This window comes from Pseudomonas sp. LBUM1653 (assembly GCF_059716115.1).
Genome location: NZ_CP166803.1, coordinates 1,515,438 through 1,527,420 on the forward strand (window position 1 = coordinate 1,515,438; position 11,983 = coordinate 1,527,420).

Here is an 11,983-nt window from a genome sequence, read left to right on the forward strand (position 1 = left end):
GCACTCGCCCCGCTTTTATTCAGCTGATATCCAGACATCGCTGAAGCATCCTGATTGAGGTTGTACTGCCATGGTCCGTCGTACCAAAGAGGAAGCTCAAGAAACCCGCAGCCAGATACTCGAAGCGGCCGAGAAAGCCTTTTTCGAAAGGGGCGTGGCGCGCACGACACTGGCGGACATCGCTACCCTGGCTGGCGTCACCCGCGGGGCGATTTATTGGCATTTCAGTAACAAGGCGGACCTGGTCCAGGCCATGCTCGACACCCTGCATGAGCCTCTCGATGAAATGGCCAAGGCCAGCGAAAGCGCAGACGAACCCGACCCCCTGGGCTGCATGCGCAAGCTGTTGATTCATTTGTTTCATCAAGTTGCCCTGGACCCGAAAACCCGACGCATCAACGAAATTCTGTTTCATAAGTGCGAGTTCACCGATGAAATGTGCGACTTGCGCCAACAACGCGTGGCGGCCAGCCTGGACTGCAAAGTACGAATCGGCCTGGCCCTGAGTAACGCGGTGAATCGCGGGCAACTGCCGGAAGACCTCGACACCGTCCGCGCAGCCATCAGCCTGCATGCCTATATCGATGGCATCCTGTACCAGTGGCTGCTGGCTCCCGACAGTTTTCAACTGCACAGCGAGGCGGAGCGTTGGGCCGATACCGGGCTGGACCTGTTGCGCTTCAGCCCCAGCTTGCGCAAATGAAGCAAAATGCGTAATTGGCTTCGTATGTGTCAATCGATAAGGGTGTAGATGAACAGTTCTTCATTCGCTCTGAGGCAATGGGCTGCTTTTATATACTTACACTGGGCGGGTTGACAGGCAGCAAGCTGAGTATTTTGTAGGGATTTTGTGTCGAACCCGTAGGAGCAAGGCTTGCCCGCGATGGCGGCCTGATAGCCGACCTGTCTTTTGTTGACTGAGTACATATCCGTTGCTGCGGTAACGGCGGCTGGTGGTTTCGCCCTGACGGCCGACTCCCTTTGGCAAACGCCGGAGTGCCGGCCCAGCCCAAAGGAAGCAAAGGTCTCGCCCCGGCGTCCGGCCCCTCGCCAAGGCTCGGGGTTCCTTCGCTCCGGCATTCATCCGGGGACACTGCCCTCCGGTTGGCTTCGCTGCACCTTCATGCAGCGTGTTCGACTACGTCGAACGGCGCTGCGCGCCACTCCCCGGATAAACGCCTCCACTCAGCCTCCCGAAGGGGCGGGCAGATCAAGATCAAAAGCTGAAGGCGAGCTAACGCTCGGCCTGATGAGTGGTGAAGAGCGGGTGTACGCCAAACTGTTTTTGTAGGAGCAAGGGTTGCCCGCGATGGCAGCCTGCCAGCCGACATGATTTTTGTGGGTGCAATCGTTCCCCTGTAGGAGCGAGCATGCTCCGGGCGGCGTTCCGACGATGGTCGTCAACGATAACGCGCAAAGCCAGATGCCCCGCGGCGCCCTCGGGTTTTTCGCGAGCAGGCTCGCTCCTACAAGGGGCGCGCCAAATTCACGATAAATAAAAAGCCCCGGCTCTTTCGAGTCGGGGCTTTTACGTTTTACGGCGTGCTGATTACAACGTCGGGTAGTCGATGTAGCCAACCGGACCCTTGGCATAAAACAATTCCGGACGCGCTTCGTTCAGCGGCGCATCCGCTTTCAAACGTGCCGGCAAGTCCGGGTTGGCAATGAACGGCACGCCGAAGGCGACCGCATCAGCCTTGCCAGCGGCCAGCCAGGCATTGGCGCTGTCCTTGGTGAAGCGTTCGTTGATGATGTACGGGCCGCCGAAGGCTTCCTTGATCTGCGGGCCGAGGCTGTCGGCGCCTTCTTTCTCGCGTGAGCAAATGAACGCGATGCCGCGTTTGCCCAGTTCGCGAGCGACGTAGGTGAAGGTTTCGGCGAGGTTGTCGTCGCCCATGTCATGAGAGTCGGCACGCGGTGACAAGTGAACACCGACACGGCCGGCGCCCCAGACTTCGATCGCGGCATCGGTCACTTCCAGCAACAGGCGGGCACGGTTTTCCAGGGAGCCGCCGTATTGGTCGGTGCGCTGGTTGGTGCTGCTTTGCAGGAACTGGTCGAGCAGGTAGCCGTTGGCGCCGTGGATTTCCACGCCATCGAAGCCGGCCGCCTTGGCGTTCTCGGCACCGGTGCGGTAGGCATCGACGATGTCGGCGATTTCAGCGGTTTCCAGGGCGCGCGGGGTCGGGTAGTCGGACAGTGGACGAACCAGGCTGACGTGACCTTTGGGCTGGATCGCGCTTGGTGCGACCGGTGCTTCACCGCCCAGGTACGACGGGTGCGAGACACGACCCACGTGCCACAGTTGCAGGAATATCTTGCCGCCCGCACCGTGGATTGCCTTGGTTACGTTGGTCCAGCCGCGCACCTGGTCGTTGGACCAGATGCCCGGAGTATCGGGGTAGCCGACGCCCATCGGCGTGACCGAAGTGGCCTCGCTGAGGATCAGGCCAGCCGAGGCACGTTGTACGTAGTACTCGGCCATCAGTGCATTCGGTACACGACCTTCGTCGGCGCGGCAGCGGGTCAGCGGGGCCATGATGATGCGGTTGGCCAACTCGAGGTCGCCCAGTTTGATCGGATCGAAAATAGTGGTCATCAAATAGCTCTCTTTTGGAGATCAGTTGGTAGCGGGGGCCAGTTCGGGATTGCCGCTCTGACGGAAAGTAATCAGGGTTACCAGCAGGGCGAGTACCGCAAGTAAGGCGGCCGCGAGAGGAACGCTGGTCAGGCCGAAACCGTGGGCGATGACACTGCCGCCAACCCAGGCGCCCAGGGCGTTGCCGACGTTGAAGGCGCCGATGTTCAGGGTCGAGACCAGGTTCGGTGCGGCCTTGCCGTAGGTCACCACGTTCACTTGCAGGGCAGGCACGGCGGCGAAACACGCGGTGGCCCAGAGGAAGAGGGTGATTTCGGTCGGAATCAACGCGACGCTGGTCCAGGTCAGCACGGTGGACACTACGGCCATCGCGATGAAGACGCCGATCAGCGTTGCCGCCAGACCCTTGTCTGCCAGCTTGCCGCCGATGATGTTGCCGACGGTCAGGCCCAGGCCGATGAGCATCAGGGTCCAGGTCACGCCACGGGGTGAGACGCCGGTGACTTCGCCCAACAGTGGCGCCACATAGGTGAACAGGGTGAATACCGAGGCGGCGAACAGTGCGGTCATGCTCAGGGACAACCAGATCCCGGCGCCTTTGAGGGCGCGCAATTCGGCGCGCATGTCGAGTTTTTCTTCATCGCGCTTGGCCGGCAGGAAGCGGATCAGGCCGATCAGTGCGATCACACCGATCACTGTCACTGCCCAGAAGGTCGAGCGCCAACCGGCCTGTTGACCGAGCGCGGTGCCCAGCGGCACGCCGAGGACGTTGGCCAGGGTCAGGCCGGTGAACATCAGGGCCACGGCCGAGGCGCGTTTGTTGGCTGGCACCAGGCCTGCCGCCACCACCGAACCGATGCCGAAGAATGCACCGTGGCACAGCGCCGTCACCACCCGGGCAAACATCAGCACGTTGTAGTCACTGGCCACCGCGCAGAGCAGGTTGCCGATAATAAAAATGCCCATCAATGCGACCAGGGCGGCCTTGCGCGGCAGTCGAGCGGTGGCCAGTGCCATGAACGGCGCACCAATGGCCACGCCCAGGGCGTAACCGGTCACCAGCCAGCCGGCGCCGGGGATCGAGACACCGAGGTCGGCGGCCACGTCGGGCAGCAAGCCCATGATGACGAACTCGGTGGTGCCGATGGCGAAGGCGCTCAAGGCCAGAATGAGTAGCGAGAGGGGCATGGTTGATTCCTTATCGGCGTACTGACGTAAAGGGTCAGAGCTCTTTGCTGAAGATTTTGAGGAACTCCTGAATGGTTTCCTCATTGCGTTTAAAGAAATGCCACTGGCCGACCTTGCGGCTGCTGATCAGGCCGGCGCGTTGCAGGGTTGCCAAGTGTGCGGACACCGTGGACTGCGACAAACCGCAACGTTGATCGATCTGCCCGGCGCAGACGCCGTGCTCGTTGCTGTGGGACTGGTCTGGAAATTCGACGTCCGGATTTTTCAGCCAGTGCAGGATTTCTCGCCGTACCGGGTGTGCCAGGGCTTTTATTATTTCGTCGAGTTCAAGGTTCATGGTTGGGGGCTCGTGATCAGTAAAACGCTATATCGCGATGAAGCGAACTTTAAATCGGTATTTCGCGATATACCAATATGATTTTGGTCTGACGACCGAGTAAATCGGTATATCGGGTTATAACGATATGTGGGCTGTAAAGAAACAATGGGGCAGTGCTAAGCTGCGCCCATGAACTATCTCGCACATCTTCACCTCGGTGGCCAGCGTCCCGGTCAATTACTCGGCAGTCTGTATGGCGATTTCGTCAAAGGGCGGCTGCAAGGGCAGTTCGATCCAGAGATCGAAGCGGCCATCCAGCTGCATCGCAGCATTGACGTTTATACCGACCGTCATCCACTGGTGGATGTCGCATTGTCGAGGTTTTCCCTGACGCGCCGGCGCTATGCCGGAATCGTGCTCGATGTGTTTTTCGATCATTGCCTGGCACGGGACTGGACGTTGTACGCGGACCGGCCGCTGGAGCTGTTCACCTCGGACGTGTACCGGGTGCTGTCCACCCAATCTCAACTGCCGGAGCGCCTGGCGCAAATCGCGCCGCACATGGTGGCCAATGACTGGTTGGGGTCTTACCGCGAGTTCGAATTGCTGGAGCAGGTGTTGCGGGGGATTTCACGGCGCTTGACCCGACCGGAAGAACTGGCCGCTGCGATGCAGGAACTGCGGGTGTTGTATGAGCCGTTGAGCGAGGATTTTCGGTTGTTCTATCCGCAGCTTCAGGATTTTGCCCAGAACCGCTGACACTCATGACCTGTAGGAGCGAGGCTTGCCCGCGAAGGGAACGCCGCGGTGTGCCTGAGACACCGCGGCGTTCCCTTCGCGGGCAAGCCTCGCTCCTACGGGTTAGGCGGCGATCAGTTCTCCGGTACGACGTGGCTCGACAGGTTTCGCCACTTCACCAAACAACGCCTTCTGCACCGCCTGCTGCGCCTCGAACGCCAGTGCCGCACGTTCCCGACCTTCGCAAGCAATCGGCTTGAGCAGATGAATCTCCACATGGCCCCGGTCATTGGCAAACAGACGCATCAAGTGCGACAACAAATCATCATCACCAATGAACGGCGCCAGTGTGTCGGGCTCGCCGTTGCGCACATATCGAATCGCCACCGGTTGCATCGCCACTTCGGAGTCGATGGCGGCAGACAGCAAGCGACCATGGAAAGTGCGCAGCGAGCGGCCGTCAGTGGTGGTGCCCTCGGGGAACATCAGCAGCGGGTGGGCGTGCGCCAGGTGGCGGGTCATTTGTTTGCGGATCAACTGGCTGTCACCCGAACCGCGACGGATAAACAGGCTGCCGGCCTTGGCGGCCAGCCAGCCGGCGACGGGCCAGGTGCGCACTTCGGCCTTGGACAGGAACGACAGCGGTGTGAGCATGCCCAGCAACGGTATGTCGGTCCAGGAGACATGGTTGCTGACCCACAGCATCGGCGCTTTCGGCAGCTTGCCGTGCACCGTGACGTCGAAGGGCAGGGCATTGCTCAGGCGCGCCATGAAAAACCGCGACCAGCGCTGGCGGCGTTCCATCGAATGGGCCAGCCCCAGCCGCTCGAAGACACCAAATACGGTTGCCATGCTCAGGCCGAGCCCGACCACCAGCAGCACTCGTGCGATTCGCGCATACACGCGCAGGCGACTCATTACACAGCCGCCTTGAAGTGTTTGGCGTAACGCGGGCAGAGTTCGTCGCGCTTGAGCAGGATGAACACATCGGCCACCTGGAAATCTTCGTCCCAGCACGGCTCGCCGCAGATCTTCGCGCCCAGGCGCATGTAGGCCTTGAGCAGCGGCGGCATTTCGGCGATCACGTTCGATGGAATATCCAGCGTCGGCAACGGCTTTTTCGGCTCGGCCCGCAAGTGTTCGGTACACAGGTAGCGTTCACGCAGACGCTGCATGATCGCGTGGGCCTGGATCCCGCCATCCTGCATCGGAATGCTTGCGCAACCCATCAGGTAGCTGTAGCCACCCTGGTTCAACACTTCCGCCAGCTCTCCCCAGAGCACGGCGATGGTGCCGCCGTTGCGGTAGGCCGGGTCGACGCAGGTGCGACCGATTTCCAGGATCGGGCCTTGCAGATGGACCAGGCCGTGCAGGCTGAATTCTTCTTCGCTGTAGAACTTGCCCAGGCTGCTGGCGGCAGTGTGGTCGAGCAGGCGGGTGGTCGCCACCAGGCGCCCGGTGTTCAGGTCGCGCACGCCGATGTGGGTGCAGTGAACATCGTAGTCGTCCATGTCCAGACCCAGCTCCGCACCTTTCAGCCTGGCGTTGAATTCGCCGCTGAACACGTTGAAGCGCAAGGCCTGGGCTTGCTGCAAAGCCTCGGCGCCTATCAGACGTTCGGCTTGCAGGCGGCGTTCGTTGCCGGTGTCGCTGATGCGGGCGATCTGAGTCATGGCGAATCTCCGTGCGGGCTGCTCACCCGTCTTGGGGTTACAGCGAATCGACTTTCTTTATCCAGCCGTGTTGTGCAAAGTCAGGCTATGTAGCCCCGGTGTCATCGCCATGAAGCTTTGGTGATGCTTGTATGACAGCCCACAAGGAGCCTTCTATGCCCTGGCAAACCCTGTTGAACCGCCACGCTCGCTTGCCCGCCAACCCGGATCTGGGCGAGGGGTTCGCCACGTTGTTGCAGCAGCTGGGCAACGTCACTCCGTTTGAACTGGCCGTGGTCGGTGCACGCATGATGGCGACGCCGGGGCTGGCGTTTCTGGTGGGCTATCAGGCGGCGTTGCGCATGCTGTGGCCAAGCGCGCCGTTGAGCCTTGGCGCGCTGTGCGCGACCGAGCAACGCAGCCTGCGGGTGGCTGACATGCAGACCCGTCTGCACGATTTGCGCTTGAGCGGTCGCAAGGATTTCGTCACCGCAGGCGATGCCGCCGACTGGCTGCTGATTGCCGCCCGCAGTGAACAACCCGACGAGACTCCGCGCCTGAGCCTGGCGGTGGTCTACCCCGATGAGCCGGGCGTGCGGGTGGAAAAACTGCCGCCGATCCCGTTGATGCCGGACATCAGCCATGGCCGCTTGTTTCTGGATAACGCACTGTGCGAATTGCTCGCGGGAGATGGCTGGGATGCCTACGTCAAACCGTTCCGAACCCTGGAAGACATCTATGTATTGAGTGCCATGACCGCCTGGCTGTATGGCGTCGGTCAGGACAGTGACTGGCCGCAGGCCTTGCAGTTGCGCTTGCTGGCGCTGCTGGCCGGGTGTGCGGAGGTCAGTCGACAACCCCCCGTCAGTCCGGCGGGGCATGTGTTGCTCGGTGGGTTGTTTGCGCAGTTCGAGGGGCTCAAGGGTGAGATCAATGAAGCGCTGGCCGAGGGCTCGCCGGAGTGGGCGGCAATGTGGCAGCGCGATCAGGCGGTGATGGAGCTGGCGGCGGGGGCCAGGGCCAAGCGTCTTGCTAAAGCATTGACGGCGATCTGACCGGCCCCATCGCGAGCAAGCTCGCTCCCACAGGGGAATGAACTCGAAAATGTGGGAGCGAGCTTGCTCGCGATGGCGACCTTCAGGACAACAAAATCCCCCAAAACTGTCATCAACCTCAACTAGGCTCAGCAGGTTCATCCCCACGAGCCCCCGCCATGCCTAAAGGCCTGTCCCTGTTTTTCATGCTGCTGCTCAGCCTCACGGCCCACGCTGAAAACTGGCCCACCGAGCAATGGTCGCCCGGCCCGACCATCACCGGGCCCGCGCTTGAAGCTCTGGCGCGTTACGCCTTTCCACCCCGCAACGACACCACCCGCCAAGACATCCGCACCGACGCCTTGCTCGTAATCCGTGACGGCCAGGTGATCTACGAGCGCTACGCCGGGCCGACTACCGCCGAGACGCCGCACCTCACTTGGTCCATCAGCAAAAGCCTGATGGCCACGGTCCTCGGCGTGGCTTATGGCGAGGGTCGGTTCAGGCTCCAGGACCCGGTGGCCAAATTCTATCCGCCATTGCAAAAACACCCGGACCTGACCATGATCGACCTGCTGCACTGGGCCTCCGGCCTCGACTGGCAGGAAGACTACGAATACGCACCGCTTAAATCCTCGGTGGTGGCCATGCTCTACACCCGAGGTCACCGGGACATGGCCGCCTTCACTGCCGATCACGGCACCTACGCCGCACCAGGGCAGGCGTTTCGTTATTCCAGTGGCGACACGAATCTACTGTCCGCCGCGCTGAAAACTATCGTCGGTGCAGAGCGCTATGCGAACTATCCGTGGACTGCGTTGTTCGAGCCTCTGGGCATTCGCAGCGCGGTCTGGGAAACCGACGCCACTGGAACGTTCGTCGCTTCGTCCTATGCCTACCTCACCGCTCGGGATCTGGCCCGCATCGGTTTGTTGATGGCGCGGGACGGTCGCTGGGGCGACAAACAACTCCTGCCCAAGGACTGGGTTGCCTTCAATCGCGAACCCTTCGCTCGCTATCGCGCCAACCAGGATGATGCGGTGCCCGGCGGCCACTGGTGGCTCAATCGTGCAGCAGACGGGGGCGCCCGACCCTGGTCCGATGCTCCCGTCGACACCTTCGCCGCGCTGGGCCATTGGGGCCAGGCGATGTACGTGATCCCCGGCGCAAACCTGGTGATCGTACGCTACGGCGATGACCGCGACGGCAGCTACCGGCACAACGAATTGCTCAGGCTTGTGCTCAAGGCGTTTGCCGGGAGGGAGCAGCCATGAGCGGTTTCATTCGTCGCCGTCCCATCAGTTCGCTGCTGCTGGCCCTGTTGCTCGCCTTGCTCGGCTGGATCTGGCATGAGCGGGTGGCGCTGTGGGCATTCCCCGACATCATCAGCGCCTACACCGCCAAGGAATATTGCTCGTGCCGTTACGTGATGAACAACGACGCCGAGTATTGCCGTGGCTACGTAAAGCAATGGTTGCCCACCAGCGGTTTTGCCGATGATACCGCCAGTAAGCGCATCACCGTCAGCGGCATGGGGCGCACTAATAGCGCAGCCTGGATCGGTGATCGCCAGGGCTGCCGCTTGAATCCCTGACTCCACACACAACACCTGTGGGAGCGAGCCTGCTCGCGAAAGCGTCGGCAGACTCAACGCAAGCAGCGGGGCTGGTATTGCATTCGCGAGCAGGCTCGCTCCCACAGGGTATTAGGCGAATTTCAATTGATCGGCCTCTCAGGTTCCACGCAGTGGAACCACATTCGATTGTCCTCGCGCGCGACTCGCGGTTATCTGGTCGTGAGCGCCTGCCTTTGATGCGTCGCGCTCACCACCAAAGAACAGCTAACAAAAAGAACGGGAATACACCCGGCCCGAGGAAATCGTCATGACCCGACATCAGCACATCCTTGCCTGGCTCAACGACGTCGCCAGCGACCTGCATGCCACCCGCCAGGACATCCACGCTCACCCGGAGCTTGGCTTCGAGGAAAACCGCACCTCGGCGTTGGTCGCCAGGTCGCTTGAAGAATGGGGCTACGAAGTACACACCGGGATCGGCAAGACCGGCGTGGTCGGTGTCCTCCGCAACGGCAGCAGCCCGCGCAAACTCGGGATACGGGCGGACATGGATGCGCTGCCGATCATCGAAAATACCGGGGCGGCCTACAGCAGCCGGCACCAGGGCTGTATGCACGCCTGTGGGCACGACGGCCACACCACGATGTTGTTGGGCGCGGCGCGTTACCTGGCGGCGACCCGCCAGTTCGACGGCACCCTGACCCTGATTTTCCAGCCCGCCGAAGAAGGCCAGGGCGGCGCCGAAGCGATGCTCGCCGATGGCCTGCTCGAACGTTTTCCCTGCGATGCACTGTTCGGCATGCACAACATGCCGGGCTTGCCAGCGGGGCACCTGGGCTTTCGCGAAGGGCCGATGATGGCTTCGCAGGATTTGCTCACGGTGACCATCGAAGGCGTCGGCGGGCACGGCTCGATGCCGCATCTGGCGGTAGACCCATTGGTGGCGGCGGCCAGCGTAGTCATGGCCCTGCAAACCGTGGTCGCGCGCAACATCGATGCGCAGCAGGCGGCGGTGGTAACGGTCGGTGCATTGCAGGCCGGGGAGGCGGCCAACGTCATCCCCCAGCAGGCGATCCTGCGCCTGAGCCTGCGCGCGCTGAACGCCCAGGTGCGTGAGCAGACCCTCGACCGGGTGCGCGCGATCATCGAATCCCAGGCTCAGAGTTTTGGTTGCAGTTCGAAAATCGAGCACCGTCCGGCTTACCCGGTACTGGTCAACCATGCCGCTGAAACCGAGTTCGCCCGGCAAGTCGGCGTCGAGCTGCTCGGCGCCGCTGCGGTGGATGGCAACACCCCCAAACTCATGGGCAGCGAAGACTTCGCCTGGATGCTGCAACGCTGTCCCGGCGCCTACCTGTTCATCGGCAACGGTGTGTCGCGGCCGATGGTGCACAACCCTGCCTACGACTTCAACGACGACATCCTGCTGACCGGCGCGGCGTATTGGGGCGCGCTGACCGAGAGCTGGCTCAAGCCGGCCTGACCCTTTCACTTTCTACTGCCGCTGGACCGGGCGTGCCAAGTCGTGCCCGGCATCACCCAACAGGTTTCTGGAGAGTTCCCCCATGCACACTTCGAGCACAGGTGTTTCGCGCACCCGGCAGGTGGTCGCTGCCGTTATCGGCAACGCGCTGGAATGGTATGACTTCATTGTTTACGGCTTTCTGGCGAGCATCATCGCTCGGCAGTTCTTCCCCTCCGAGGACGAATACGCGTCGTTGCTGATGGCCCTGGCGACCTTCGGCGTCGGCTTCTTCATGCGCCCGGTGGGCGGCATTCTGCTGGGCATGTATTCGGACCGCAAAGGGCGAAAGGCGGCGATGCAGATGATCATTCGCCTGATGACCGTGTCCATCGCGTTGATCGCCTTCGCGCCGAACTACGCCGCCATCGGCATGGGCGCGCCGCTGTTGATCGTGGTCGCGCGAATGCTCCAGGGCTTCGCCACCGGCGGCGAGTACGCCAGTGCCACGGCGTTCCTGGTGGAAAGCGCGCCGGCGCACCGCAAGGGTTTGTACGGTTCGTGGCAATTGGTCGGGCAATGCCTGGCGGTGTTTTCCGGGGCGGGGATGGTGGCGTTATTTACGCACCTGCTGACCCCCGAGGCGCTGGACAGCTGGGGCTGGCGGATTCCATTCATGATCGGCCTGTTGATCGGCCCGGTCGGCCTGTGGATTCGCAAGCACATGGAGGAACCGGAAGAGTTTCTCGAGGCACGCAAACAGGCCAAAGGCGAAAGCCCGGGTTTGCTGCAAGTGATCCGCGAACATCGCCGCGCCATTCTGGTGTCGATGGGCCTGGCGTGCGGCGCGACGGTGTCGTTTTACGTGGTGCTGGTGAACATGCCGACCTTCGCTCACAAAAACCTCGGTTTGCCGCTGGATCAGGTGCTGTTGGTGCAAATGCTCGCGGTGGCGCTGATGACCGTGGTCATTCCCCTGTCCGGCGCACTGTCGGACCGCCTTGGCCGCCGCCCGGTGTTGATGGCCTTCACCCTGGCGTTTTTCCTGATGGTGTATCCGCTGTATGTGTGGGTGGCGGCGGCGCCTTCAGTAGAGCGCTTGCTGGTGATGCAACTGCTGTTGTGCAGTTCGATTGGTGGCTTCTTTGGTCCGGCACCGACGGCACTGGCCGAGCAGTTTCCGATTGAAGTGCGCTCCACCGGGGTGTCGGTGGCCTATAACGTTGCGGTCATGGTGTTCGGCGGTTTCGCCCCGCTGATCGTCACCTGGCTGAGCAAGGTATTGGCCACGCCGGTGGCGCCATCGTTCTACGTATTGTTCGCTTGCGTGCTGACGCTGTTGGGCACCTACTGCATGCAGGAAGCACCACGGGCAAAGAGATCCGTTGCACTTAACCTTGGGGTGAAACCTTGAG

At 61.8% G+C, this 11,983-nt stretch carries 12 protein-coding genes; 7 read left to right on the plus strand and 5 right to left on the minus strand.

What is annotated here, in order from left to right:
* Positions 1-70: 70 nt before the first annotated feature.
* On the plus strand, positions 71-703 hold the full coding sequence (gene emhR, locus ACA054_RS06835) for an efflux system transcriptional repressor EmhR (RefSeq protein WP_497688718.1): 633 nt from the start codon (positions 71-73) through the stop codon (positions 701-703).
* An 846-nt stretch (positions 704-1,549) separates the two neighbouring features.
* Here the strand turns inward: emhR and ACA054_RS06840 are convergent.
* Genes ACA054_RS06840 through ACA054_RS06850 form a run of 3 tightly spaced genes read right to left on the minus strand, consistent with a single transcriptional unit; the run spans position 1,550 to position 4,124 of the window.
* Entirely contained in the window at positions 1,550-2,599 is a 1,050-nt protein-coding gene (locus tag ACA054_RS06840) for an alkene reductase (protein WP_497688719.1), read from the minus strand.
* Positions 2,600-2,620: 21 nt separating this feature from the next.
* Positions 2,621-3,787, minus strand: a complete 1,167-nt coding sequence (locus tag ACA054_RS06845) for an MFS transporter (RefSeq protein WP_497688720.1) — start codon at positions 3,785-3,787, stop codon at positions 2,621-2,623.
* A gap of 34 nt (positions 3,788-3,821) precedes the next feature.
* Complete coding sequence (locus ACA054_RS06850) at positions 3,822-4,124, minus strand: ArsR/SmtB family transcription factor (protein ID WP_034146718.1); 303 nt, start codon at positions 4,122-4,124, stop codon at positions 3,822-3,824.
* A 171-nt stretch (positions 4,125-4,295) separates the two neighbouring features.
* Here ACA054_RS06850 and ACA054_RS06855 point away from each other — a divergent pair, with 171 nt between their 5' ends.
* Positions 4,296-4,865: an acyl carrier protein phosphodiesterase gene (locus ACA054_RS06855; protein WP_497688721.1), complete on the plus strand. Its 570-nt coding sequence runs from the start codon at positions 4,296-4,298 to the stop codon at positions 4,863-4,865.
* A gap of 102 nt (positions 4,866-4,967) precedes the next feature.
* Here the strand turns inward: ACA054_RS06855 and ACA054_RS06860 are convergent, their stop codons facing one another.
* Together ACA054_RS06860 and olsB are read right to left on the minus strand one after the other, a co-directional pair.
* Positions 4,968-5,762 carry a lysophospholipid acyltransferase family protein gene (locus tag ACA054_RS06860; protein ID WP_497688722.1) on the minus strand — a complete coding sequence of 265 codons (795 nt, stop codon included), beginning with the start codon at positions 5,760-5,762 and terminating at the stop codon, positions 4,968-4,970.
* On the minus strand, positions 5,762-6,517 hold the full coding sequence (gene olsB, locus ACA054_RS06865) for an L-ornithine N(alpha)-acyltransferase (protein ID WP_497688723.1): 756 nt from the start codon (positions 6,515-6,517) through the stop codon (positions 5,762-5,764). Before olsB ends, ACA054_RS06860 begins: the two co-directional genes overlap by 1 nt.
* Positions 6,518-6,672: 155 nt before the next feature.
* Between olsB and ACA054_RS06870 the strand changes: the two genes are divergently transcribed.
* The 5 genes from ACA054_RS06870 (at position 6,673) to ACA054_RS06890 (ending at position 11,982) form a co-directional block, all read left to right on the plus strand.
* Complete coding sequence (locus tag ACA054_RS06870; RefSeq protein ID WP_497688724.1) at positions 6,673-7,551, plus strand: acyl-CoA dehydrogenase middle domain-containing protein; 879 nt, start codon at positions 6,673-6,675, stop codon at positions 7,549-7,551.
* Positions 7,552-7,709: 158 nt separating this feature from the next.
* Positions 7,710-8,804 carry a serine hydrolase domain-containing protein gene (locus ACA054_RS06875; RefSeq protein ID WP_497688725.1) on the plus strand — a complete coding sequence of 365 codons (1,095 nt, stop codon included), beginning with the start codon at positions 7,710-7,712 and terminating at the stop codon, positions 8,802-8,804.
* Positions 8,801-9,124: an amidase gene (locus tag ACA054_RS06880; protein ID WP_497688726.1), complete on the plus strand. Its 324-nt coding sequence runs from the start codon at positions 8,801-8,803 to the stop codon at positions 9,122-9,124. Before ACA054_RS06875 ends, ACA054_RS06880 begins: the two co-directional genes overlap by 4 nt.
* A 289-nt stretch (positions 9,125-9,413) precedes the next feature.
* Positions 9,414-10,589, plus strand: a complete 1,176-nt coding sequence (locus ACA054_RS06885) for a M20 aminoacylase family protein (RefSeq protein ID WP_497688727.1) — start codon at positions 9,414-9,416, stop codon at positions 10,587-10,589.
* Between the two features lie 82 nt (positions 10,590-10,671).
* Positions 10,672-11,982 carry a citrate-proton symporter gene (locus ACA054_RS06890; protein ID WP_497688728.1) on the plus strand — a complete coding sequence of 437 codons (1,311 nt, stop codon included), beginning with the start codon at positions 10,672-10,674 and terminating at the stop codon, positions 11,980-11,982.
* Position 11,983: the final 1 nt, after the last annotated feature.